Source organism: Oceanicoccus sagamiensis, assembly GCF_002117105.1.
Taxonomy (GTDB): domain Bacteria; phylum Pseudomonadota; class Gammaproteobacteria; order Pseudomonadales; family Dasaniaceae; genus Oceanicoccus; species Oceanicoccus sagamiensis.
Genome location: NZ_CP019343.1, coordinates 3,665,207 through 3,690,538, shown reverse-complemented (window position 1 = coordinate 3,690,538; position 25,332 = coordinate 3,665,207). Strand labels below are relative to the sequence as shown.

The 25,332-nt window shown below is 47.1% G+C and carries 26 protein-coding genes; 6 read left to right on the top strand and 20 right to left on the bottom strand.

The window, feature by feature from the left end; translation table 11 throughout:
• Window positions 1-5: 5 nt before the first annotated feature.
• The 9 genes from BST96_RS16745 to BST96_RS16705 form a co-directional block, all read right to left on the bottom strand.
• On the bottom strand, window positions 6-734 hold the full coding sequence (locus tag BST96_RS16745; RefSeq protein ID WP_085759797.1) for a glutathione S-transferase family protein: 729 nt from the start codon (window positions 732-734) through the stop codon (window positions 6-8).
• A gap of 77 nt (window positions 735-811) precedes the next feature.
• Complete coding sequence (locus BST96_RS16740) at window positions 812-1,582, bottom strand: 3-hydroxyacyl-CoA dehydrogenase (RefSeq protein ID WP_085759796.1); 771 nt, start codon at window positions 1,580-1,582, stop codon at window positions 812-814.
• Window positions 1,583-1,612: 30 nt separating this feature from the next.
• Window positions 1,613-2,173, bottom strand: a complete 561-nt coding sequence (locus BST96_RS16735) for an NnrU family protein (RefSeq protein ID WP_085759795.1) — start codon at window positions 2,171-2,173, stop codon at window positions 1,613-1,615.
• A 7-nt stretch (window positions 2,174-2,180) separates the two neighbouring features.
• Window positions 2,181-3,065, bottom strand: coding sequence for a DMT family transporter (locus tag BST96_RS16730; RefSeq protein WP_085759794.1), 885 nt, complete (start codon window positions 3,063-3,065; stop codon window positions 2,181-2,183).
• A 33-nt stretch (window positions 3,066-3,098) separates the two neighbouring features.
• On the bottom strand, window positions 3,099-3,995 hold the full coding sequence (gene mmsB / locus BST96_RS16725; protein ID WP_085759793.1) for a 3-hydroxyisobutyrate dehydrogenase: 897 nt from the start codon (window positions 3,993-3,995) through the stop codon (window positions 3,099-3,101).
• A 34-nt stretch (window positions 3,996-4,029) separates the two neighbouring features.
• Window positions 4,030-5,142, bottom strand: coding sequence for an enoyl-CoA hydratase/isomerase family protein (locus BST96_RS16720; RefSeq protein WP_085759792.1), 1,113 nt, complete (start codon window positions 5,140-5,142; stop codon window positions 4,030-4,032).
• A gap of 49 nt (window positions 5,143-5,191) precedes the next feature.
• Complete coding sequence (locus tag BST96_RS16715) at window positions 5,192-5,968, bottom strand: enoyl-CoA hydratase (RefSeq protein ID WP_085759791.1); 777 nt, start codon at window positions 5,966-5,968, stop codon at window positions 5,192-5,194.
• A complete protein-coding gene (locus tag BST96_RS16710) occupies window positions 5,965-7,125 on the bottom strand; it encodes an acyl-CoA dehydrogenase family protein (RefSeq protein WP_085759790.1) in 1,161 nt (386 codons plus the stop codon). The genes BST96_RS16715 and BST96_RS16710 overlap by 4 nt, the downstream gene beginning before the upstream one ends.
• A 34-nt stretch (window positions 7,126-7,159) precedes the next feature.
• Window positions 7,160-8,569 carry an aldehyde dehydrogenase family protein gene (locus BST96_RS16705; protein WP_085759789.1) on the bottom strand — a complete coding sequence of 470 codons (1,410 nt, stop codon included), beginning with the start codon at window positions 8,567-8,569 and terminating at the stop codon, window positions 7,160-7,162.
• A 175-nt stretch (window positions 8,570-8,744) separates the two neighbouring features.
• Between BST96_RS16705 and BST96_RS16700 the strand changes: the two genes are divergently transcribed.
• Together BST96_RS16700 and gspD (BST96_RS16695) are read left to right on the top strand one after the other, a co-directional pair.
• A complete protein-coding gene (locus tag BST96_RS16700; RefSeq protein WP_085759788.1) occupies window positions 8,745-9,629 on the top strand; it encodes an AraC family transcriptional regulator in 885 nt (294 codons plus the stop codon).
• A gap of 127 nt (window positions 9,630-9,756) precedes the next feature.
• The gene (gspD, locus tag BST96_RS16695) at window positions 9,757-11,634 is read left to right on the top strand and encodes a type II secretion system secretin GspD (RefSeq protein ID WP_085759787.1); all 1,878 of its coding nucleotides are present in this window, start codon (window positions 9,757-9,759) and stop codon (window positions 11,632-11,634) included.
• Between the two features lie 222 nt (window positions 11,635-11,856).
• On the opposite strand, the gene BST96_RS16690 is transcribed toward gspD (BST96_RS16695), so the two are convergent.
• Genes BST96_RS16690 through gspE form a run of 11 tightly spaced genes read right to left on the bottom strand, consistent with a single transcriptional unit; the run spans window position 11,857 to window position 20,906 of the window.
• Window positions 11,857-12,384: a general secretion pathway protein GspB gene (locus BST96_RS16690; RefSeq protein ID WP_085759786.1), complete on the bottom strand. Its 528-nt coding sequence runs from the start codon at window positions 12,382-12,384 to the stop codon at window positions 11,857-11,859.
• Window positions 12,385-13,359, bottom strand: coding sequence for an ExeA family protein (locus tag BST96_RS16685; RefSeq protein WP_085759785.1), 975 nt, complete (start codon window positions 13,357-13,359; stop codon window positions 12,385-12,387).
• Between the two features lie 25 nt (window positions 13,360-13,384).
• Window positions 13,385-13,891: a type II secretion system protein GspM gene (gene gspM, locus BST96_RS16680; RefSeq protein ID WP_085759784.1), complete on the bottom strand. Its 507-nt coding sequence runs from the start codon at window positions 13,889-13,891 to the stop codon at window positions 13,385-13,387.
• Window positions 13,891-15,180 (bottom strand): type II secretion system protein GspL, encoded by a 1,290-nt coding sequence (gene gspL, locus BST96_RS16675; RefSeq protein WP_085759783.1) that lies wholly within the window; start codon window positions 15,178-15,180, stop codon window positions 13,891-13,893. The genes gspM and gspL overlap by 1 nt, the downstream gene beginning before the upstream one ends.
• A 3-nt stretch (window positions 15,181-15,183) precedes the next feature.
• Entirely contained in the window at window positions 15,184-16,128 is a 945-nt protein-coding gene (gene gspK / locus BST96_RS16670; protein ID WP_085759782.1) for a type II secretion system minor pseudopilin GspK, read from the bottom strand.
• A complete protein-coding gene (gene gspJ / locus BST96_RS16665) occupies window positions 16,125-16,793 on the bottom strand; it encodes a type II secretion system minor pseudopilin GspJ (protein ID WP_085759781.1) in 669 nt (222 codons plus the stop codon). The genes gspK and gspJ overlap by 4 nt, the downstream gene beginning before the upstream one ends.
• The gene (gspI, locus tag BST96_RS16660) at window positions 16,793-17,164 is read right to left on the bottom strand and encodes a type II secretion system minor pseudopilin GspI (RefSeq protein ID WP_169714023.1); all 372 of its coding nucleotides are present in this window, start codon (window positions 17,162-17,164) and stop codon (window positions 16,793-16,795) included. The genes gspJ and gspI overlap by 1 nt, the downstream gene beginning before the upstream one ends.
• Window positions 17,161-17,700: a type II secretion system minor pseudopilin GspH gene (gspH, locus tag BST96_RS16655; RefSeq protein ID WP_085759779.1), complete on the bottom strand. Its 540-nt coding sequence runs from the start codon at window positions 17,698-17,700 to the stop codon at window positions 17,161-17,163. Before gspH ends, gspI begins: the two co-directional genes overlap by 4 nt.
• On the bottom strand, window positions 17,700-18,149 hold the full coding sequence (gene gspG / locus BST96_RS16650; protein ID WP_085759778.1) for a type II secretion system major pseudopilin GspG: 450 nt from the start codon (window positions 18,147-18,149) through the stop codon (window positions 17,700-17,702). The genes gspH and gspG overlap by 1 nt, the downstream gene beginning before the upstream one ends.
• A gap of 16 nt (window positions 18,150-18,165) precedes the next feature.
• Window positions 18,166-19,407 (bottom strand): type II secretion system inner membrane protein GspF, encoded by a 1,242-nt coding sequence (gspF, locus tag BST96_RS16645; RefSeq protein ID WP_085759777.1) that lies wholly within the window; start codon window positions 19,405-19,407, stop codon window positions 18,166-18,168.
• 5 nt (window positions 19,408-19,412) lie between these two features.
• Complete coding sequence (gene gspE / locus BST96_RS16640; RefSeq protein WP_085759776.1) at window positions 19,413-20,906, bottom strand: type II secretion system ATPase GspE; 1,494 nt, start codon at window positions 20,904-20,906, stop codon at window positions 19,413-19,415.
• Between the two features lie 137 nt (window positions 20,907-21,043).
• Between gspE and BST96_RS16635 the strand changes: the two genes are divergently transcribed.
• The 4 genes from BST96_RS16635 (at window position 21,044) to BST96_RS16620 (ending at window position 25,205) form a co-directional block, all read left to right on the top strand.
• Window positions 21,044-21,739 carry a type II secretion system protein N gene (locus BST96_RS16635; RefSeq protein WP_085759775.1) on the top strand — a complete coding sequence of 232 codons (696 nt, stop codon included), beginning with the start codon at window positions 21,044-21,046 and terminating at the stop codon, window positions 21,737-21,739.
• A gap of 34 nt (window positions 21,740-21,773) precedes the next feature.
• Window positions 21,774-23,642: a type II secretion system secretin GspD gene (gene gspD / locus BST96_RS16630; RefSeq protein WP_085759774.1), complete on the top strand. Its 1,869-nt coding sequence runs from the start codon at window positions 21,774-21,776 to the stop codon at window positions 23,640-23,642.
• A 107-nt stretch (window positions 23,643-23,749) separates the two neighbouring features.
• Window positions 23,750-24,727, top strand: a complete 978-nt coding sequence (locus BST96_RS16625) for an SPFH domain-containing protein (protein WP_085759773.1) — start codon at window positions 23,750-23,752, stop codon at window positions 24,725-24,727.
• A gap of 10 nt (window positions 24,728-24,737) precedes the next feature.
• The gene (locus tag BST96_RS16620) at window positions 24,738-25,205 is read left to right on the top strand and encodes an NfeD family protein (RefSeq protein WP_085759772.1); all 468 of its coding nucleotides are present in this window, start codon (window positions 24,738-24,740) and stop codon (window positions 25,203-25,205) included.
• Window positions 25,206-25,332: the final 127 nt, after the last annotated feature.

The following is a 25,332-nucleotide window of genomic DNA, read 5'->3' as shown; positions in this document are numbered from 1 at the left end:
TCGATTTAGATGAGTGCTTTTTGATCAGCAGGGGTATTTTCAGGCAGCGTTAAAGCATCAACACGTCCGCGCCATGCCATTAAGGCTGGCAAGGCTTCCATCATTGCCTTGGCCTCTTCTGCTCGTTCAAGCACGGTACACATGCAGACGACAGAAATATCGGCAATACTAATGTCATTGCCGCACATAAAGTCGCTATTAGATACCATCGCATTAATCGCATCAAAATGCTCTTTGACTTCTGCACAAACAGTCGCTTTATCTTTACGCCCTATTCCCTGCGCACTGGCTTGCTTAATTAATGCCTTGGGGATCAGAGGACGCATAATTTTTTTCAGCAACCCTTTATCTTCCAGCAAGATATCTTCAGCTAACAGCGCAGAGTTGTTAGGCCATGAACGCATGGTGAGATCATAAAAATATAAACTTTCATCCGCCCAGTCTTCAATAATATGTGCTTGCGCCTTCAACAGGGCATCCTTGGGAAAAACAGGCTTATCGGTAGATAGCTGCTCAATATGGCGAATAATATCCGTACTATCCGGGATTAACTCCCCGTCATGCTCCAGAATCGGCGCCTTACCAGTAGGATTAAGTTTTTTAATTTTCCCCGCACCACTGATACCGTAGTTTTTGGCAGTAAAGTCCATCCCCTTGTAATACATAACGCGACGTACTTTTGCCGCAAAAGGAGATACTTGATACTGATGTAAAATTAATTCGCCTGAAGCCATAGGTCACCTTCCCCGCTATTGAATACCGGCCGCATTAGACGGCCGGCTTTCGTTCATTATTATTGATCAACCGCTTATTAACGAGGCTGCATACGAATACCACCATCCATACGGATACATTCGCCGTTAATATAATCGTTCTCTACAATGCTGGCAGCCAGATGAGCAATTTCTTCAGGGCGACCTAAGCGCTTGGGGTATAAAACTGTATTGCTTAGCGCATCAATCGACTCCTGGGGCAGCCCCTGGAATAGCGGCGTATTAATCAAACCGGGAACAATGGTATTAACTCGAATACCGTACTCAGAAAGGTCACGAGCGATCGGTAAAGTCATTCCCACAACACCACCTTTACTGGCACTGTAAGCAGCCTGGCCAATCTGACCTTCATAAGCGGCTACAGACGCCGTATTAATGACCACGCCACGCCCGCCGTCTTCATTAATAGGCTCGTTTTTAGCCATTTGCTCCGCGGCCAAACGCAGCACATTAAAAGTACCGACCAGATTGACATTAATCACCAGATTAAACGTATCTAATGGAAACGGCCCTTTTCTACCAAAGGTTTTTGCCGCAGGACCAATACCGGCACAGTTTACGCAAATATGGATAGCACCAAAGGCTTCCATCACATTATTGATACCCTGCTGCGTTGACGCTTCATCGGCTACATTAACCGACTGATAAATAACGCCATCACCCAGTTCGGCTGCCAGTGCTGAACCGGCCTCTTCGTTTAAATCAAAAATGGCAGCTTTAGCACCCTGTGAAACCAGCTTTTCGATAATGGCGCGACCTAAGCCTGAGGCGCCACCTGTTACGATTGCTACCTTACCTGAAATTTCCATGTTTAAACCTCTTGTTGTACGTCTATAAATTTATGTAAGTAGTGCATAGCCACCCGACACATACGGATGAGCAAAAAGCAGTGCTGCATAGACAATCGCAGCAAGAATTAATACCACAATATCTTTAGTAACGGCCACGGGGGCATAGGGCTCCGGTGGTTTACGACGGGTTAAAGATATCGTTTTAAAAACGGAGAATACGAAGAAGCCACCAAAAAAGATCAGTGACGCCATATCGCCATTGGAAAATAAATGCGCCAAGCCCCAGGCACCGACAAAACCCAACATGGGATGATGGACTTTACGTTTGATATTGGTAGGTAAAAACATCGCTGCAAATAATACGATAGAGACCAGCATCAACAACATGGATACATGTACACCCCAGGCAGGAGGCGTCCATACTGTGACAAACTCCGCACTGTTGCGTCCTCTTACCGCCATCACCATACCCACCAGTGACACCACAGCGTAAACGGGCATGTACAGCTTCTCACCAAAGCGGTCAATAAATTTAGCTCGGCTATCGCCAATATTTGGCAACAGGTGCATACCAAAGAAAATGATTAAACCTACGATCAAGAGAGTCATTATTGTTTTACTCCTGCACAGAAAATTTTAGTTTGAAAATATTTTCATACATAATCAGACCCGCCAATATTAAGACCGAACCTAATACAATTGGCAGCGAAATCACCTCATCCGCCACCGTTTTACCCAGTATCAATGCCGACACCGGTGTAATCAGCAATATCAAGGTAACCAGACCCACGCTCATATGTTTCATCACATAAAAGAACACCACAAAGCCCAGCAATGAACCCACGATAGCCAGATACAGAATGGACCATAAACTGGTATCACTGATTACAATATCCGTATTGCCATCCAGCAGCCACCAACTCAGCAACAAGCCCGGCAATGAAAACAACATAGCGCCCACGGTCTGATTTAACGAGGACACTGAACGCTGCATACTGAATTTTTTCACAAACACAGAGCTGGTGGCAAAAATAGCGGTTGAACAAAGCATTAGTAAAACGCCAATAGTGCTGTCGGCATCCAATGACAACTGGCCATAATAAACCACCACCAAACCGCTTAAGGCCAATATCTGGCCTAAAATCTTACGCCGGATAAAGAACACATCACCCAGTACAAAATGCGCCACAAAGCCCGTCATAAAAGGCGCCAGACCCATCAATACCGCCAGCAGCCCCGACGGTATATACAGCGAGGCATAATAGACCATCACCATATTGGGGAAGATACCAATAGAACCGGCTATATAAAGCTTAAAGTTACGCCGATCAAAAATACCCGCTTTACGCATCAGCGCTAAAATCACAAAACCCAGCGCCACCGCTAACACCATACGTAAGGTGATCGCGGTAATTGGCGTCACGCTATCATTACCTAATTTGATCACTAACGGCGTAGTTGACCAAATAACAATGGCCGTTAAATAGGCTAGTAGCGGCATTGAGCTAAACCTGGTTGATTTAGCTCATTCGTCTTACTCACTCAGTGATTTTCCCAAAGACTCAATAATGCTGGAGAAATCTTTACCGCCATTACCCTGGGACTGATGTGCGGTATATAAGCTTCTAGCCAAAGCACCCATAGGCGTTGAAGACTGTGTTTGCACCGCAGTATCCATGGCCAAACCCAAGTCTTTACACATCAGATCAACCATAAAGCCCGGGTTAAAGTCATTACTGGCTGGTGCGGTTTCCATCACACCCGGGTAAGGGTTATAGACTTCCAAAGTCCAATTGCGGCCAGAACTGGCCAGCATAATTTCAGACAACTTGGCAGCATCAAGACCGTTATCAGTACCGAGACGCAGCGCCTCAGACGTTCCTACCATCAATACCGATAGCAACATATTGTTACAAACTTTGGCCACCTGCCCTGCACCATGATCACCAGCATGGAAAATATTTTTACCCATACCTTCTAAAATGGGTTTGGCTTTGGCAAAGGACTCTTCTGAACCACCACACATAAAGGCCAGCGTACCCGCCGCAGCCGCAGCCACACCACCAGATACCGGTGTATCCATAACCGCTATATTTTTTTCGTTAGCGGCAGCAGCCACTTTGCGGGCCGTAGCGGCATCGATAGTGCTTGAATCAAGCAATAAGGCATCCGGTTTAACGGCATCTAATAAACCGTTTTCACCCATATATACCATTTCTACATGTTTGCCAGCAGGTAACATAGTTACCACAACATCAGCATCCGCTGCTGCGACAGCAGCCGTATCCGCAGAGCTTGCACCGGCATCGGTTAATTGTTTTACCGCTTCCGGCATTAAGTCGAAGACAGTCACTTCATGGCCGGCCTTAAGCAGGTTGGCAGCCATTGGGCCACCCATATTACCCAGACCGATAAAGGCGATTTTAGACATTGTTATTCTCCATTAATCTTTGCGATCAATTAGTTTATAAGTGGGCCAATGGGTTTTTATCCCAAGGTGGCGTAATCATTTGTTCAAGTAGGCTGGCCGGTACATCGTTAACCGTATCGAACAACCAGCGGGGCTGTTGATCTTTATCAATTAACAAAGCGCGCACACCTTCAGCGAATTCAGGGTGACGGATAATATTGGTGGCCAGCATTAATTCAAATTGAAATACTTCAGCCAGGGTCATCGATTCAGCTTGCTTTAGCGCCTGATAGATATTGCAAGCACTTAAAGCCGAGCCGTGAGCCAATGCAGCAGCGCCTTTATTCAGCCACTTATCATCAGTTTCATAACCTTTAATGGCTTCCACAATATCGGATAAATTATCGTAATCGGTAAGTTGCTGAATAATATCAAAGTGAGGCTCGATATTAGCCGCAGGCTTGGCAGCGTCAGCAGCAGCGGAAACCGAGGCCAGTAAAGCATCTATGGCGCCAGAGTCAGTATCGCTGTTAGCCGTCCACTCTAGCGCCAGCAGTTGTGCGACCACCGCTGCTTTCGAGCTATGCTCAATAAAGAAGTCGCCGTAGCCCACAAATAAGCAATCGGTAGCATTCATCGAGCCTGCCGTCAGGCCCAAATATAAACCTGTGCGACCAGGGGCCCGATTTAGAAACCAGCTGCCACCGACATCGGGAAATAAACCAATAGTAATCTCTGGCATTGCCATACGGGTACGCTCGGTGACTACGCGATGACGACAGCCAGCCATAAGACCCAGACCACCACCCATCACGATACCGTGCCCCCAACAGATCATTGGCTTTTTATACGTGTGGATTAAATAGTCCAACGCATATTCACGTTCAAAAAAGTTTTCTGCATATTCACAGGGGCCACCGGGGTTTTCCACAGCGGAGCCATGCAACTTCTGCACATCACCACCCGCGCAAAAGGCTTTTTCACCAGCAGCTTGTAACATAACCGCGACAATCTGCTCATCGTCCTGCCACTGCAGTAACTGGGCCGATAGCAGATCAACCATTTCGATACTTAATGAATTAAGGGTTTTCTCTTCATTTAGTGTAGCAACGGCAAACTGCTTGCCGTTGCCAGTGCTGTGTGTTTCAAATAAAACAGGGGATGTCATAATAGGCCTTTATGGTATTAGAAGATGGAAAGGTGGATGGCAATCCACCCTAGGCGTTTTTCCATTCTGGCTTACGTTTTTCAACAAACGCCGCCACACCTTCTTTTTGATCCTGGCTATCCCACAGTTTTACAAACTGCTCACGTTCAGTAGCAAAGACACTATTTAATGGCTGCGAACGGGCTGCCATTATCAGCTCTTTACAGTAGCGTACTGATGTTGGGCTCTGACCTTCAACTTTAGCGGCAAGCTCCAGCGCTTTTTCTACGACAGTGCCACTTTCAACAACTTCAGAGATCAGACCAATCGCCAAAGCCTTATCGGTTTTTAAACGCTCACCTAACAGGATCATACGCTTGGCCCACTGCTCACCCACCAGCCAAGACAAGTGCTGACTACCCAAGCCGCAAGGCAATAAGCCCACCGCACATTCAGGCAAAGCCATTTGGGCATGGGCATCGGCAATACGGACATCACAGGCCAGAGCCACTTCAAGACCACCACCCATGGCATAACCGTTAATCGCGGCAATAGAGACACCGTTATAGTTAGTCAGGGTTTCAAAGGATTTGCCAAAGGCATAAGAGAAATCAAAAGACTTGGCCTTATCATCGTGATTAAAGCGGTTTAAGTCAGCGCCAGCCGAGAAAAACTTTTCGCCACTGCCAGTAATGACCAGTGCATAGTTTTCTTTATCGGCATTAAGCGCTTCAACAATCTCAATCAGCTCTAATAGACTTTCTGGCGTCCAGGTATGCGCTGGCGGATTATTTAAGGTTAATAAAGCAATATGGCCTTTTTTCTCAAGGATTAATGCGTCACTCATCGGATAACCTCCAGGGCACCTTCAATTAATAAACGGCGAGAGATAATTACTCGCATAATTTCGTTAGTTCCTTCCAGAATCTGGTGCACGCGGTTATCGCGCACATAGCGTTCCAGAGGGTATTCTTTGATATAACCGTAACCGCCATGCAATTGCAGGGCATCATTACAGATATTGAAACAGACATCGGTGGCAAAGCGTTTGGCCATGGCACAGTAGGTGGTAGCGTCGCTTTCTTTATTGTCCAATTTGAACGCGGCCAGCCTTACCATTTGCCGGGCTGCTACCAATTCAGTGGCCATATCGGCTAACTTAAACTGAGTATTCTGGAAACCGGAAATAGACTTGCCAAACTGCTTGCGCTCCTGACTATAGGCAGTAGCTGCTTCCAATGCGGCCTGAGCGGTACCGATTGAACAAGTGGCAATATTAATTCTGCCACCATCCAAACCTTCCATCGCAATTTTAAAGCCCTGCCCTTCGGCACCTAACAAATTAGCTGCAGGCACACGGACATTATCAAAGCTAATTGCGCGGGTTGGCTGAGAGTTCCAACCCATTTTTTCTTCTTTCTTACCGTATTCAATACCGGCCAGATCAGCAGGAATGGCAAAAGCAGAAATTCCTTTAGGGCCATCATCGCCGGTGCGTAGCATGACCACTAACACATCGGTCTCACCGCCGCCGGAGATAAACATTTTGCTGCCGTTAACGATATAGTCATCACCATCGCGTTTGGCAGTACTGCGTAATGAACCGGCATCGGAGCCAGCACCCGGTTCAGTCAAACAATAGGATGCCAGTTTTTCACCGGGCACCAAATGCGGACACCACTGCTCAACCACTTCGGGCTGGCCATAGCGGGCAATCATATTGGTGGCCATATTATGAATGGTTAAAAAGGCTGCTGTAGAAGTACAGCCTCGGGCTAATTCTTCAACAATTACACTGGTATCCAAACGGCCAAGACCCAAACCACCGGCCTCTTCCGGGGTATAAATCCCCATAAAACCTAATTCACCCGCTTGCTTTAGCGCTTCTTTGGGGAAGACTTGTTCAGCATCCCACTGTGCTGCATTGGGCGCAAATACGCCCTCTGCAAATGAGCGTGCAGCATCCTGAAAAGCCAGCTGGTCTTCGCTTAAATTAAAATCCATCGTCTAGCGACTCCTTAACAATTAATATGACGGCTTATTTAAGTTTACCAATCACTGAACCGAATAACTCTTCATCACTTGGCAATACTTTGGTGGTAGCCAAAGGCTTAGAGATCCAGGTTACGTTGATCAGGTCTTCCCAGGTAATATTATTGTTGGTGCTATTGTTGCCCCATGAGCCACAGCCCAATGAGAACGTTTGGCGCATACCATTCCACAAGTTACCACTGTTAGATGGCGCTTGCGGCTGGTTTACCATAACGCGAGACGTTTTGGTTCTAAAACCAAACTTAAGGATATTTTCATCGCTATTTGAGTAGATACCACAGGAGTGGCCCTGCCCTTGATAAGCTTGAATTTCATTGGTTAATGCAATGGCTTCATCGATATCTTTTACTTTGTAGAAAGCCATGGTGACAGACATTTTTTCACCCGAGAAAGGATGATCTTCACCGGCACCGGTTTCAGGAACAATTAAAAAAGTCTTATCTTCTGGCAGATCAAAACCTGCCATACCGGCCAAATTAGTGGCAGGCTGCGCAACGATACGAGGAGCGATATGACCGTCTTCCCAGATAGTGTTTTGCAGTTTAGTTTTTTCATCGTCAGAGACAATATAACCGCCTTCAGCTTGTAACTTCTCCAGCATTTGATCGTAAACAGACTCCAATACGATAACGGTGTTATCGGAAGAACAAGAAGCTGCTAAATCCAGTGTTTTAGAGATACGGATTTTCTCTGCCGCTTCATCAAGATCAGCCGTATCATCGACGGTGATACAGGCATTACCTGCACCTACACCCAAAGCCGGAGTACCACTTGAGTAAGCCGCTTTAACCATCGGCGCACCACCGGTAGCCAATACACGATCACACTGCTTCATTAATTCATCAGTAGTTTCCAATGAAGGGGTTTCAATCGCGATCACCAAGTCTTCTGGAGCACCCATTTTTTTCAGAGCTTCACGCATCAGGTCGCAGATCATTTTATTGGTTAACTTGGAGCGCGGGTGTGGCGCGATAATAATAGAGTTACGGCCTTTAACCGCAGAGATCGCCTTAATCACGGGCGTTGCTTCCGGGTTAGTACAAGGGGTTAGAGCACCGACTACACCAATCGGCTTAGCGATTTTAATCAGATTGCGCTCTTTATCTTCTTCGATCACGCCCACTGATTTATCGTCGATAATGTCATATAAGGCAGAACGGGTTTTACGATTAATCTTAAGGAATTTACCTTCGTAGTTACCCAGCTGTGTTTCTTCAACCGTAAACTGGGCGATTTTTTCAGAGATATCTTGCTGCGCAACAGACCACACCATGGCAGTGATCAGTTCGTCAACTTGCTCTTGGGTGTAGTTCTCAATTTGGGCCTGAGCGGCGCGTGAACGGGCCATTAATGCGGCTACTTCGGCTTGTGGGTCAATAGTCTGTTCGGTAGTCATAATCGGTGTTCCTTAAAGGTTCAACTGGGCTATTTTTAAGCGACTGCAAAGGTAGCATAGGTAAAGAGTGGCAAGAATTGATTTAATTGCGATAATAATGGACTATATTGCGGCACGGAAAAGCAATGAAACTAGCGTTTCAAAAAACTTAAACCTTTAATATCAAAGACTTAAAATGACAATCACCTCACAATGGCCACTCTCTCGCGACGGAATCAGGTTTATAGTGCCTGAATTTATGGTCAAATCACTGGCCGAACACGCCCTGACCAAAGACTGCTACCCAGTGGCGATGGGCTACTATCCAAACGCCTTTGGCCACCGCATGGAAAGGCAGCAACACCAGGACCATCTGCTGATCTACTGTACCGATGGTGAGGGCACGGTAGATGCCGGAGATACCACCCTAACGATCCAGGCTGGTGATATTCTGGTACTGCCAAAAGGTATCGCTCACCAGTACCAAGCCAAGACCAATACCCCCTGGAGTATTTACTGGATTCATTTTGCCGGTGAGTTAAGCAATTTGTTTTTAGAACCGCTATTAAATGAAGAGCAGAGTCTTACCGTATTAAGCCCCGGTGCCCACACCAAAATCGTTAGCGACTTTGAAACACTATTAGAAGTACGCCAGACCGGCTATAACCAACGCAACTTTATCCATGCCAGTAATTTGCTCAAGCAATTACTGAGCTATTTAAGCGCCAGCCATCCCAGAACAACCACCCGTGAGGGGCTGCATTTTGATTTGGATGCGGTACATGCTTTGATGCAGGAAAAGCTGCATGGGCAATTAGCACTGGAAGAGCTTGCCGACAAGGTAAATCTATCCAAGTACCATTTCTCCAGTAAGTACAAAGCGATTACCGGCCAATCCCCCATTCAACATTTTCTGCACCTGAAGATGGAACACGCCTGTTTTTTGCTGGATATCTCCGGCAATAGCATTAAAGCGATTAGCCGTAATTTGGGCTATGAGGACAGCTATTATTTTTCCCGTTTATTTAAAAAAATTATTGGCGTATCTCCACGGCAATATCGGCAGTTAAAACGAGGCTAGCAACTACATTCCCTGTAGGGTTGATTATAATCCACCAGCCTTTAGTATCTGGTCTTTTGGTGGATTATAATCCACCCTGCAACTACAATAAGTACTATTATATTATCTGTGCGATACCTCGAACTGAATGTCCAATTTCCGTTTATCTTACGCCTTACACTACTTCTGCTATCTAGTAGCCGTATTGCTAAGCCTATCGCTTCCTGTTAGCGCTCAACCCCCTGAACAAGAAGAATTACTGACCATCAATATGCGCGATGCCGATATTGGCGCCGTTATTCAATGGGTAGCCGAACAGACCAATAAAAAGATTGTGGTAGACCCCAGAGTCAAAGGCAAAGTCACCGTACTAGCCAATCAAGGCATGAATGCTGAACAAGCCTATCAGGTCTTTTTAACCATGCTGGATGTCTATGGTTATGCTGCTAGCGAAGCCGGCGGTATTCTCAGGATATACCCTGCCGCCCTGAGCAATAACTCACCTCGCAAACTGATAGAAAGTTTTGACGCACTGGGCGGTGGTGAGCAGATTATGTATATCTACCAAGCCAGCCAGGTGTCTGCCACACAACTGGTTGAGCTGCTAAAACCCCTACTACCTGGCTCAGGGCATATTGCCGCCTACCCCGAAAATAATAGCCTGATCATCGCCGACGAGTCTGCCAATGTAAAAAGACTGGTGGCCATGGTCCAACAAATTGATCAATCCGGCGACTTTGATATCGAAGTGATCAAGCTCAAGCACGCTGATGCCAATAACGTAGCGGGACTGGTTTTATCACTTACCCAAAGCGCGGGTGGCCCCGGCTTTTCTATTGCCAGCGACGAGCGCTCTAACAGCCTGCTAATGTCAGGCGACCCCGCCACCCGCAAGCGGGTTGGGCAACTGATTAAGCAACTGGATAAACCGATTACCGATAATGGCAATACCCGTGTGGTCTATTTACACTATCTGGATGCAGCTGAATTACTGCCTATTCTGCGCGGTATGGCCACCGCTATGGCAGACGATAACAAGAACGCCGAAGCCAATAGCTCTATTAGCATTGAGGCCAGCGAAAGTTCTAACGCTCTGATTATGACTGCCCCACCCTATATTCTGGATATGATGGACAATGTTATAGCCCAAGTGGATATCCGCCGAGCTCAGGTGTTAGTTGAAGCCATTATTGTTGAGGTCAGCAAGGACTTTTCCCAAACACTGGGGGTTGAATGGAATACCAGCCTAAATAGAAATGATGGCACTGAAGCGCTGACTAATTTCGGTTTAAAAACGGTTGATGACGATGGTGTACTATCGCTGATTGGCTCAGGCTTAAATTTAGGCTTTTACCGCAACGGCAGTTTACGAGCCCTGGTACAGGCCGTTGCCAATGAGAATGACGCGAATATTTTATCAACCCCCTCAATTTTAACCTTAGACAACCAGGAAGCTGAAATTCTGGTGGGCTCTAATGTCCCCTTTATCACCGGCCAAAGTACCGGCGCCGCCTCCAGCACAAACGATCCGTTTACTACAGTTGAACGGGAAGATATTGGCCTGACCTTAAAGATTACCCCACAAATTAATAGCGGGGACGCTATTACTCTGGATGTACTGCAAGAAATTGAAACTATTTCTGAAGCTACCACGGTCGCCAATGATATTGTGACTAATAAACGCAGTATAAAAACTAAAGTGATTGTTGAAGATGATAATATTTTGGTATTGGGTGGATTAATCTCTGATGATGTTCAGGAACTGGTTAGCAAGGTGCCTATATTGGGTGATATGCCCTTGGTCGGTGCTTTATTTAGAAGCACCACCGATCAAGTGATTAAGAAAAATCTGATGGTATTTATTCACCCGGTTATTCTAGACTCCGAAGAAGTGGCCATGGAATTGAGCCAGAAAAATTATAATCTGATGCAGGAATTACAGCAGAAATATAATAGTGGTACTTTTTCAGCGGAGGATGTCAATCTTTCAGAGTTTATTGAGTACAAGCCTCGCAAAGAGCCATAGCCCGACCTTATAGCGAGTTCCCAATCATTCCCACAAAATGCGCATTGCCGCCCTTAGCAAGCCCCTTCAATATATTTAGCGTCAAGCTTTTAAGCCATTAAAAACGCTCAAGACTCAACGAATTGGAGGGTGGATTACAATTCACCAAGCCCAGTCATAAGCCACCCTATAGCGGTGGATTATAATCCACCCTACGGGCTGCAACGGTATGGGGCCAGCGTACTACCAATTCTCTACGACATTAATTGTAAAACGGTGCTGCCCCTGCCACTGGAGCACCACACCCTGCTGGGTAATCGCCTCTAATACCAAGCCTTGCGAAACACTATCACCTTCCCTGACTCTGCGCTTATTAATAATAATGGTGCGTCTTTCCGGGTTATCAGAATACACATGAAAAGAAAAAGTCAGCGCTGGAATCGCCTTTTGTACCGGGTCAGGTAGTTCAGAAAACTCAACGATATAAGACGATGGCGATGGCGGCGGACTCACCACCGCAACGGGTTGTGGCTGCGGCGCCAACTGTGGAAGCGCCACCTCTTCAACAGTTGCCACAGGCTTATTATAGATTGACCATGCACCTGCTAGCACCAGTGCCATAATAACCAGCAGCAACAGGATGATCACAATATTGCGGGTATGACCCTGCTTATTCATCAAATGCGGACGCTGTACGGTCTGCAAGCCCGGGCCATTATTTTGCTGCCGCTCCTGATCTGACTTTTTTAAGGCATCTAAAATATACGACATCTAACCCTCTTGCGAACTGCGAATTATAGAACCGTTAGCATCCGGGGCTTGAACACCCTGCTCGAGTGAAGATTCAACCGGGCGGTAGTCTTTCAAAAATACGGATACTGAAACAATCACAGCAGCCAGCACCAGCGACAACCAGATAGGCTTCCAATTAAACCCCTGCTGTGCAGGAAAAATTTCTTTGGCGGCATTGGCAACAATTTTAGCGCTGGCCTGGTCATTATTGGTGGAATAAACCCCCAATAGCGTACGGTCGCAGATTAAATTAATTAATCGAGGCACACCCTTGCTTAATTGGTAGATTTTATTGATAGCTGTGGAAGGAAATAGCTCTGAACGACAACCGGCTACGGAGAGACGGTGTTCAATATACTGAATCACCTCAGGCTTGGATAAGGGCGACAAATGATAACGGGCTGTGACTCTCTGCGCTAACTGACGAAGTTCTGATTTTGCCAGCATATCATTTAACTCGGGCTGACCCAGCAAAACCAACTGCAGCAGTTTTTTCTCGTTAGTTTCAAGATTGGTTAGCAGACGCAGTTGCTCTAACACATCTACTGAAAGGTTTTGCGCCTCATCAATAATTAAAATGGTATTGCGACCATCAGCATGGGCTTCCAGCAAATAATGATTTAGCTCATCAACAAGATCTTTGCTGGTCATCCCCCTATCGTAATCAATATGTAAATCATTAAAGATAGACTGCAGTAATTGATTAATACTTTGTCTGGGATTAATAATAAAAGCGATATCGGCATTATCAGGCACCTGTTGTAACAAGCATCGGCAGATCGTTGTTTTACCCGTACCCACCTCGCCGGTTAGCACCACAAAACCGCCCTGGTCACCTACTCCATAAATTAAATGCGCCAGTGCCTCACGGTGTTTATCACTTAAAAACAAATAGCGGGGGTCAGGGGCAATCGAGAACGGCGCCTCGCTAAGCCCAAAATATTGCTGGTACATCAGCTAAAATCCTTATTCATTGCCATCAACCTTGCAATACCAAACGCACATTAACCAAGCCTTTATCGGGTTGGCGCTCAACAGCAATCTCACTCACACTGATGCCGTATTTTTTATCCAAACGCTCTAACCACATCACCAGACTATTAAAAGAGACATTATCTAACCATAAACTTAAGCCGGCTTCGCCAACCGGTTGGTAACGCTTAAAACTTAGCTGATAAGACTTAGAGGTTTTGTTAGCTATACCCAATAGTGACTGGCCCGGGTCACGTTGTGAACGCTGCTGACTAGCCTGAGCAAAAGCACCTTGATTGGCTTGCATCCAACGGTAGGACTCAAGACTGCTACGATAATGCGCCTGCGCATCCTGTTGGTATTGGCTGGCTGGAACTAATACACCATAAACCAATATGATAATAGCAAAAAACGCCGCCAGGACTTTTATGGCTAATTGGTCACGGGGAGAAAATTCAGAAAAGCGCTGATCAAACTGCTGATACAGAGCACTGCTTTTTAAAGAAGCCAACATTATAGGCTCCTGATCACAAGGCGGCCCATGATTCGGTCGCCCTGCTCGGTTGCTGAATTGATATCCACATCAAGACCGGCCTGGGCCAGACTTTGTTTGAGCTGGTCTAACTGGTCCAGTGAAGCACTCTGCACCTGAAACTGTAAATCACCCCGGCCGCTTTCATAACGCAATTGCTCTACAGTCAAAGCAGCGTTGTTATCAGCCGAAATCTGCCCCGCCGTTTCAGATAACAGCTGTAAAAAATTACTGCCGCCAGACACCGTGACGCGCTGCAAATGATTTTGCATTTGTTTTTTAGGGCTAACGATGCGGCGCTCATTGGGAAAAATCTTCTGATATAAACTAACTGCATCGGCGTCGAGCTCCACCGCCTTATTTTCAAAGTACCAAGCACTACCGAGGGTAAATACTAGATAAACCAGCACACTCAGTGCCGCTACGGAGGCAACTAATGAAGGGTTAGGTACAGCGCTATTATTGATCGCCTTAACGGCATAGCCACCCTGTAATAGATTTAACGGAGCAATGGCTTGATGGGCTGCGGTATTGGCCAGGATATCGGTCACCGATTCTTCATAGACCACGGTTTTTAACTCATACTCACTGCATTGCGTCTGAATATAAGACGTTATTTCAGCCAATGATTCAGGCTCTTCGATGGCGGAAGACATTAATACAATATTGGGCCGCAGCAGCACATCATCCGCATGCTCATGCTGCTGCAAAACACCGGCAAATACCCACTTAAAATCTTCCGCCTGAATGACCATACCGGCGTAATCACCGCTACGTACCAATACCCGATCATCATCCAGTAATACAGCAATACTATTTTCCTGATAAGGCAGGCTTAAGCTATCAACCACCATACTGCTGGCCGAGAGCTCACAGGAATGCAGCTGATCCAACCAATGAATTAATAGCTGATGATTAACCACGGCAACATCTACCTTTTGGGAAGTACTGGACAGCTGATCCGGTATGGCGATATGGACCGACTCGATATCATCGGCAATTAATTCTTCCACCATAAATGGCAGGGCCTGCTTAATTTGCCGCAGTTGGCGAGAGGGAATGGTAGTGGAGGCTAACAGAAGGGATTCGGCGGGCACTATCACTACAACCGTATAATCGGCAGAGTGATTGGCCACCACCTGATGCAACGATGCTAACGATGAGGTATCACTAGCCACTGAACGGCCAACCGAGTCGTATAAATCCCAATCGAGCTCGGTAGACGCGTCTAAACTCGCCTCAAGCAATCGAATGACTAGTTTATCGTTCATGACTTATTCAATGCCCTGCTGGCGTTTAAGCAGTGTAATACTGCCATCATTATTATTGCGGTAAACCTGACTACGAATAATGCTAATACGCTGATCGTAAACCGCTGTGACTTTAATCTCAAAAAACTCGCTCTGGGTATTCAGCTGGTTTTGAGCAATCTGTAATGGCCCCATATCGCCACTACTGCGCCACTCACCCAGTGTACTATGGCCACCACGCTGCTGAATGGTCTCAATTGCGCTGTACTCCTCACCACTCAGTGCTTCTACTATTTTAGCAGCTAGTGTATTTATATTGTATTTTGTGGCGCCTATTTGTTGATCTTTTACCTGATAAGGCAAGGCCACCACATAATCTTTCAACTTTAGGTAGTCTTCAAATTGCATATCCTGCAACAGCCGTAACTCTGAACGGTCACTTAGCGCCTGATTGGCGGCCAAGTAGCCTTGCTGCTGGTAGCTTTGATCTTCAGCACCACCAGCGGTTAATTGTGTATTGCCATCGAGCCAGTCAATTAACTGCGGGCTGTAATCTGTGCTGATATTCAATACTTCCAACAAACGCTTAAAATCCGCCAAGGCCTGGCTGTTGACGCGGCCATTGGCGCTAACCAGATTGTTGAGGTTAAAACGCCCCTGCAGGTCTGTAACCTCAATGGTCATGGCGCCATTATCGATATCAAAAAGTGGATTAATAGTGGACCAATTATCGGTGAGTTGGTCAGAGGCTGGTCCCTCATCGATATCGCGGTGAAGCAGCTGGCGAGCATATTGCTCTCCCGCTAAAGCATAGTGGTAGGCCTGCTTGCTATTAAGCAGGTTGGCTGTTTTACGAATATCGCGATAATGTCTCGAGGCCACTTCACTGGCAATAATCGCCGCCAGAGCAAACACTAATAACACCGTGATTAAGGCCACGCCTTGCTGCTGACTCTTTGCCGCTCTCATCGCAGCACCGGGTATAAACGAGTAAACTGATCGCCAGCTTGGTTGACAACAGCCATCTCAATCGCCAAAGGTTCTGGAGGCGTATCCTCTGCGCCCTCTTCTTCGGGCAAAGGCCACTGCCGATGACGCCCCTGCTCACTCACTACGGTAATACTCAAGGTGGCAATATCGGGTAATAGTACTTGCACAATAGCGCTGGCATCTTCTTCACGATCAAGCATAGGCCAAATATGTCGACGTAAATAACGGCGCCCATCACGGTAATGTTGGCTATCACGATTAGCGGACTGTGGGTGCGGACCAATATCATAGGCAATACGCTGCATTGAACTGCGCGGCAACATTAGCGGATTGCGGTGGCCTCCACGGCTAAATTCAAGCGGATAATTCTGTTGGTTAACTTCTAAAAAGCTCACACTATCGCTGGTGGTATTTCTAATATTTCGCACTAACACTTGCTGTAAGTCGCGATCAATAATCATCAGGGCTTTTTGTCGCTGGGATAATAGTCGGGAATAGACTTCCGTGGCCTGCTGACTTTGAATGGTGGTATTAAGTACCTGGTAGGAGGCAATACCGATTAAGGAAAAAATACTCAGGGCAATCAGTACTTCCAGCAAGGTAAGGCCCTGCTGCTGCAATGATAAGCGAGTAAAAGCATGCATTAGTGCTTACCTCGATAGCCGACCAATAACGCCAATACGTTATCCGCCTGCTGCACAGGGCTTACTATCACTTCTATTTTGCGTAACCAGGGGTCAGAGGTTTGGCTAATATCGGTGCTGACCTGCCATTGCTGCTCACCCAGCTTAACCGATTTCGTCTGGCTACCAACAGCAGGCCAATCTGGGGCCGCTTGAAGTAAAGCCAACTGATTATCCGCCACAACCATGGCGGTCGTTTTTAAATGTAAGCGCTCTAATTGTGTCAGGCTCTGGCCTGTCTGGCTGATCACCGCAAGGGATGAGATGGCCAAAATCGCCAGAGCAATTAACACTTCTAATAAGGTAAAACCGGTTTGCTGCTTATTGATCACCGTAGCTCGACCCCCGATATACCATCACTGGCCAGCCTGACAGGTTCACTTAACTCTTGATGATTTAAGGTAATAACAAAGGGAGTTATCTCACCACTGGACAATAGCAACAGCAATGGCTCGGGGCCCTGTTGATTATCCAAAGACTGAAGTCTTTCTAGCTGACGGCTGAACTGTGGGTCGTCGCCACCGGCTAATGCTACATCTATGGAGATAGCACTGCTTAGGGGATGAAAAGCAAACAGCTTGTCGTTAAGCGCTGACCAAACCAGTCGCTCTGGGTCCAGCAATAAAAACTGGTAGCCATTGCTGTCCTTAGAAGCATCGCGGCCGATGGCCAGGGCAAATTCTCCCCCCTGCATCACCGCCTCATCGGCCACCATTTGTAAACTCACCTGCAAGCGCCGCGCCTCTCGGTCTAGCTGTTTCTGGGCATTATCCCCAAGGGAAACAGCCAACATAGATGCCATGACCCCGATAACCACCAGCACCAGCATGATTTCGATCAGGGTAAAACCTTGCTGCTTGGCGGTCACTACCAATTGCCAATATCAGTATCGTAGCCCTCACCACCTTCACGACCATCAGCACCGAGGGAATACAGGTCAAATGCACCAGTTGAACCAGGGCTTATGTACTGGTATTGGCCACCCCAGGGATCTACCGGTAATTGGCTTTTTTTAAGATAGCCCGCCGGGTTCCATTTTCTGGGCACCGGTGAAGTATTCGGTTTTTCTATCAGGGCTTGCAGGCCCTGATCAGTACTTGGAAAGACTTGATTATCCAATTTATACATTTCCAAAGCCTGCTCCAGGGTAGCAATATCTGTTTGTGCCGCCGTGACTTTGGCTTCATCAACGCGCCCTAAAATATTGGGCGCCACCAAGCCAATCAGCACACTGATAATCACCACAACCACCATAATTTCAATCAGGGTAAAACCCTGCTGATAACGCTGATGCAAAGTGTTCGTTATTGTATTCATTGTCTTCACCACAAAGTTAGATCAACTGGTTTAAATCGAAAATAGGCTGCAATATAGCAACCACGATAATAAGTACGGCAGCGCCCATTAAGAGCAACATGGCCGGTTCAAAAATGCCGATCAGTGTCGCCACTAAATCATCCAGCTCACGCTGCTGGTTTTCAGCCACTCTCGCCAGCATTGCATCGAGGTCACCACTGGCTTCACCACTGGCAATCATATGGATCATCATCGGAGGGAAATAGCCATTGTGCTCGAGGGATTTATGCAAGCTGCCCCCCTCCCTGACTTGCTGTGTGGCTTCAGTCACTGACTGCTGTAAAAAACTGTTCTCCACCACTTCAGCTGAAATCTTCATCGCATCAACCAAGGGCACACCGCTACTGGTCAGTATGCTTAAGGTACTCGCATAGCGGGCTGTATTACTGCCGCGAGAGAAACGACCTATTAGCGGCAATGTCAGTAAACGACGATCCCAACGAACTTTTAAGGCCTTATTTTGCAACGCATAACGCACTGCACCCACAGCCATAGCGGCCAATACGATGACCAACAAACCATAACTAACAATAAAATCACTGGTGCTGATTAAGGCCTGCGTCAATATAGGTAACTGCTGCCCCTGCCCCACAAACACTTCCACTACATCAGGTACTACAAATGCCATTAAGCCCGAAACTATAGCCAGTGACATCACCAATAAAATCACCGGATAGAGCATCGCCAGTTTGGTTTTTTGCCGGGACTTATAAGAACTTTCGGTATAATCGGCCAGACGATTAAGCACCAACTCCAGATGCCCTGCATGCTCACCGGCTGCCACTGTGGCACGGTAAAGCACCGGAAAAGCTCTGGGGAAATCCGCCATGCTATCAGCAAGAGAATGTCCTTCCATCACTTTGGACCGTACAGCCAACACCACGCCCCTTAACTTATCACTTTCAGACTGCTGGGAAATGGCTTTGAGAGATTCCTCCAGCGGCATTGATGATTGAATAAGCGTGGCTAATTGGCGAGTTATGGTCGCTAACTCTCCCACTTTGATAGCGGGACCACGGCTAAGCCACGCGGGTGAACCGGTTTGGTCACCGCTGGCATTATCACTATTAGCGGCTCTGGGCTGGGAGCTATCGACTTGTAACGGAGCCAGGCCCTGATCACGCAATATTTGCCGTACCTGACGGGAGGTATCCGCCTCAATAATGCCTTTTTTTTCTTTGCCGTTACCGTCCAGTGCGGCATATGAAAATGAAGCCATTACGGTTAGTCCTCCAGTGTGACACGCAGGACTTCTTCAACGGTGGTAACGCCATCAAGAATTCTGGCGCGGCCATCAGCGCGAATACTTTGCATACTCTTTACGCGCATCGCTTTGACAATATCTTCTTCAGCGGCTTCATTATGAATTAACTGACGAATTTGCTCGTCGACAATTAATAATTCATAAATACCGGTACGACCTTTATAGCCCTGATGATTACAATGATCACAACCCACTGGACCATAAATTTTGCTTTCCGGCTCTAACACATCGCCTAAAAATTCTTTGTCGAGTACGGTGGGGGCCTGTTGCTGTTTGCACTCTTCACAGAGCACTCGTACCAGCCGTTGCGCCAGCACACCAATTAAACTGGTGGCCAATAAAAAGGGTTCGACCCCCATATCACGCAGCCGGGTAATTGCCCCCACGGCGGTATTGGTGTGCAAGGTGGATAACACCATATGACCGGTTAAACTGGCTTGCACTGCGATTTCTGCGGTTTCTAAATCTCGCACCTCACCGACCATCACCACATCAGGGTCCTGACGCAACATAGCACGCAGGCCGCGAGCAAAGGTCATATCGGCTTTGGGGTTTACCTGAGTTTGACCTACCCCTTCGAGGTTATATTCAATGGGGTCTTCCACCGTTAATATATTGCGAGAGCTATTATTAATCGCTGAGAGACCGGCATAGAGGGTGGTGGTTTTACCGGAGCCTGTAGGGCCGGTTACCAGAATAATACCGTGGGGGCGATTGAGTAAACGGCTAAATTGCTGATCCCGCAAGCGTGGCATACCCAGAGCATTTAAACTTAAACGACCGGCCTGTTTTTCCAATAAACGCAACACAACCCGCTCGGCATTATTGGAAGGCATGGTGGAAACCCGAACATCAATTTCACGGCCGGCAATTTTTAGGGAGATGCGGCCATCCTGCGGCACTCGCTTCTCGGCAATATCCAATCTTGCCATTACTTTGATCCGGGAGATCAACAGCGGAGCCAATTCCCTGCGGGGCTCTACCGCCTCACGCAACACACCATCAACCCGAAAACGGATTAATAAGCGCTTTTCAAAGGTTTCGATATGGATATCGGAGGCACCGGCTTTAACCGCCTCGGATAACACCGCATTAATCAGGCGAATAATCGGAGCATCGCCCTCCTGCTCCATTAAATCTTCAGTTTCCTGAACCGCATTGGCCAGGCTGGCCAGGTCCATATCTTCACCGAGGTTTTCCACCATTTGCATGGCTTCTGAGGAATCTCGCTCATAGGCCGCGGCTAATAGCTGGTCAAACTCATTGCTATCGAGCTGCCTACACTGAAAAGCCGACTGCAGAAAACGGCGTACCTCAGCATAAAGCGCCGGGCTAATGCTCTGTTGATGGCACAGTACAGGCAGTGCCTGTTGATCCTGAAACTGCAAAAAAACGCCATGACGCTTGGCAAAACCAAACGGTAAATTGCGAACATGGGCGAGCGGGGAATCCATAGAGTTCTCATTTTATAGCAATACCTATGAAGAATAATCGATATCTAGCGAAATTCCACTAAGTTTCATGCCTAAGTTCTTGTTCCTACGCTATAATTTAACCAGTTTCACATTCTAAACAGGAATCACTTAGCACTGTGTTAAGCCATTTTTATCAGAAAGCTCGCCACCAGCTCGAGGACCTTAACGTTTCGTCCTTAAATCGCTATGGCGCCTTGTTGATTGGCGCCCTTTTGCTGCTGGCACTGGCCGCCGATAGCCTTAGCCTGCTGAGCACACTGAATTACCAGCCCACAATTAACAGCCCGGCATCCTTTGCCAGCTCCGCTGAGCGCTCTGATTACCAGGCCAGCCGCATTACAAACAGCCATTTATTTGGCCGCACCTCGGCTGACTATCAGGCTAACAGCGCCAATCTACCCGTTACACGTATGCAACTGGTGTTGAGAGGTGCTTTTACCTCCTCCAATCCCAGCCAAGCCAGCGCTATTATCGAGGGCCCTGACGGCCAAACCCGTGCCTATAAATCCGGCAGTCAGATTTATGGCCAGGCTAAATTACGGCAGGTCTTTAGTGACCGAGTGGTTTTATCCAGAAATGGACAGCTAGAGACGCTTTATTTCCCGGAGCCCGGCTCCGCCAGCAATAGCGCTAACGAGATTGTCCTGCCTGACGATGCCCGCCAACTGGTACAGGACACAATGACAGCTGAAGAAATACAAGCCACCAGCAAGCAATTGAAAAGCTCGGCCATGACACCGCAACAACGGCAAGAGCTTATCCGTAAACGCTTGCAGGAATTGCGCAACCGCTCCAAAACCAATAAACAGTAATAAAGAAAACCACAGCCAAAGGAAAATAACGCTGATGACTGCAACAACACAGCCCCTCTTTAGGCAGCTTATAAGCCTGGTACTATTACTGACCTGCCTGCTACAGACCACTTACGCCGCAGAAAAAGTCACCATGAATATGCGTGATGCGGATATTCGCGCCCTGATTCAATGGGTGGCTGATAATACCGGTAAAAATATTGTGGTCCACCGCGCGGTACAGGGCAATGTCACCGTCTTGTCCCCGGCCCCCTTGACCACCGATGAGGCCTATCAGGTTTTTTTATCCGTATTGCAGATTAATGGCTATGCCATTATAGAAACCCCCGAAGCCTTAAAAATTGTCCCCAAGGCATTGGCCACTAAGGGCGCACTCCCAGCGGCAGGCAGTAGTGCCAGCGCAGATATGGTGGTCAGCCTGCTAACGATTGAGAACATCCCCGCCCAACGTATGGCAGAGCTATTGCGTCCACTAATGAGCTCAGAAGCCGTGTTAACACCTTATCCCGCTACCAATGCTCTGGTGATGGCTGACCACGCGCGTAATATTCAATCGGCCCAGGATATAGTAAAACAATTGGACAAGGCGTCAGAAAACAGTATTGAATTAGTGACCTTAAAACATGCCGATGCCGTCAGTGTATTACAGAGCCTCAGCGCCCTGATACCCACCGGTGGAGCAGGCGCCATGGATATCACCGTTTCCGCTGACGAACGCTCTAATAGTATTTTACTGGCTGGAGACCCCGCCAAACGCAACCAGTTTAAAAAGCTAATTGCGCAATTGGATACACCACTCAACGGCCAGGGCAATACACAGGTAGTTTACCTAAACTACGTGGATGCAAAAGAAGTGCTACCCATACTACAAAGCCTGGCAAAAAGTATTCAGGCTACACAGAAAGATCAAAGCAACACCATCAGTATTGAAAGCAGTGAGAGTGCGAACGCTTTAGTCATCAATGCCCCTCCCGCCATGCTAACAACCATGAAAGGCGTTATTGCCAAGCTCGATATTCGCAGAGCACAAGTGCTGGTTGAAGCGTTATTGGTTGAGGTCAGTGGCGATATTGCCAATGATGTGGGTGTTACCTGGATTACCAACCCCGACAATGAATTTGTTGGAGCGGTTAACACGCTGGGGGACTTACCCCTGGCAAACCCTGCTGGCGATGATAGTCCATTGGCTTTTACGCCCGGGCGTGGCTTTACTTTTGGGTACTTTGATAACGGCGATCTGCAAGCCGCTATCCGCGCCTTAAACGCCACACAAAATGCCAATGTCTTATCCACCCCAACTATTGTTGCTATTGATAACGAAGAAGCTTCACTACTAGTCGGCCAAAACGTTCCGTTTAAAACGGGCCAATCCACCAGCTCAGCCTCTTCAACCAGCGACCCTTTTACCACGATTGAACGACAGGATATTGGTATCTCACTGGTGGTCACGCCGAGAATCAATCAAGGCGATTCTATTACCCTTGAGATCCAACAAAAAACAGAGAGCATTGCCCCCTCGATTGATGTTGCCTCGGATATTATTACCAACAAACGTGAGATTATCACCAAGGCATTAATTAAAGATGACCAGGTACTGGTATTAGGTGGCCTGATCAGTGAAGAGGAAACTGAAATTCAAGAAAAAGTCCCTTTTCTCGGCGACCTCCCCTTAGTAGGAAAACTCTTTAGCAGTACCGGTAAAACCAATAGCAAAAAGAATTTGATGGTCTTTATCCACCCAACCATTTTAAAAGACGAAGACCATATCAACGATATCACTCAGCGCCGCTATAATTTTATGCGCGGTTTGCAACAGCAGGTCAATAGCAAAGAGTGGAAAGTTGACCCAGATGATACGGCGGTGCTGGAGGAGTTTGATACTTTCTCGCCTGTTAATAAGTAAGCGCCCTTTTCTATACTAAAAAACACTTGTTCCAGCTCTGCTGATGCCATACATTAGCCAAGACATACACATCTTCGTTATGTCTTAATAGCTAAAGGAATAACTCTATGGATTTTTTTGCTAATTTAATCTCCAGCCCTATGGTTTGGATTGCCGTCATTGTGCTTTTCACCTTGAAAAAAGGTATCTATTTTGTCCCTCAAAACCGCGGTTATGTTATCTACACTCTGGGCAAATATGACAAAACATTAAAAGCCGGCCTTAACTTTATTATTCCATTTGTGCAAAGCGTTGCCGCCGACCGCAACCTAAAAGAACAATCCCTCGATATCGCCTCACAATCAGCTATCACCAAAGACAATATTTCACTCAATATCGATGGCATTTTATTTATGAAAGTCACCGATGCTGGGGCCGCAACCAATAACGTCACTGATTATAAAATGGCCGTTATCCAATTGGCGATGACCACCATGCGTAATGCTATCGGCTCAATGGAGTTGGATGAGTGCTTCCAAAGTCGCGATACCATTAATGCCACCATTCTTGCCGCGATGACGGAGGCCACACAGCCATGGGGTGTCATGGTTACCCGTTATGAAATCAAGGATATTACACCGCCGCAGTCCATCCGCGAGGATATGGAAAAACAAATGACCGCGGAGCGAGAAAAACGCTCTGTCATTCTTACCGCCGAAGGTGTGAAGACTGCGGCCATCACTGAAGCTGAAGGCCAAAAACAAGCACGGGTTTTGGATGCGGAAGCGGCCAAAATGGAGCAAGTACTAGCGGCAGAAGCCGATAGAGAAGCTCAGATACTGGAAGCAACTGGTAAAGCTGAAGCAATCCGATTAGTTGCCATTGCCGAAGCGGAAGCCCTGGAAAAAGTTGGCCAGGCCGCTGCCACAGATGAAGGTCAAAAAGCCGTGGTATTAAGTATTGCCCAGGATGCGATTGCCGCCCATAAAGCCATTGCTGATGAAAGCACCTTAGTATTATCGGACGGTAAGACCGGCGACAATATTTCCAATACTGTGGCTCAAGCTATTGCTGTTTCAAACGCTATTAATAACCCACAAGTTTAAGAGCAAGCCAATGGATATTATTCAATACTTTTTAGACGACCATGCCCGCTTATTGTTTTTACTCGCGGGTATCAGTTTTGCCATTGAGTTAACCATTATGGGACTTGGTGGTCCATTACTCTTTTTTGCTATCGCAACGTTTATCACCGGTATATTGGTCAGCGCTGGAATCATTACCGGCTGGGAAAGTGAAATCCTGGTGGTGGGTATCTTAACGGCGGTAATTACTATTGGACTATGGAAACCCTTAAAGAACCTGCAAAACAATGGCGGCGGGCCAGATACCAGCAGCGATATGATTGGGCAAAATGTCCCCTCTTCCAGTGAGATCACCAGCAATAGCGGCACGATTCGGTATTCAGGGGTTGATTGGAATGCACGCCTCGATAGCGGATGTTCAGTGGATAGCATTGCCGAGGGTGAACGGTGTTTGATTACGGCGGTTGATGGAAATGTCATGATTGTTTCCACGCCCTAATGACTATTCCCGCTTAAGCGGGAATAAATACCCATACCTCGAAGCCATTACAACACAATCAAGATACTCACCAATTGACAAGCGAACCCCTCAACATTAGGCTCATCATCACTCTCTATTGAAAGGA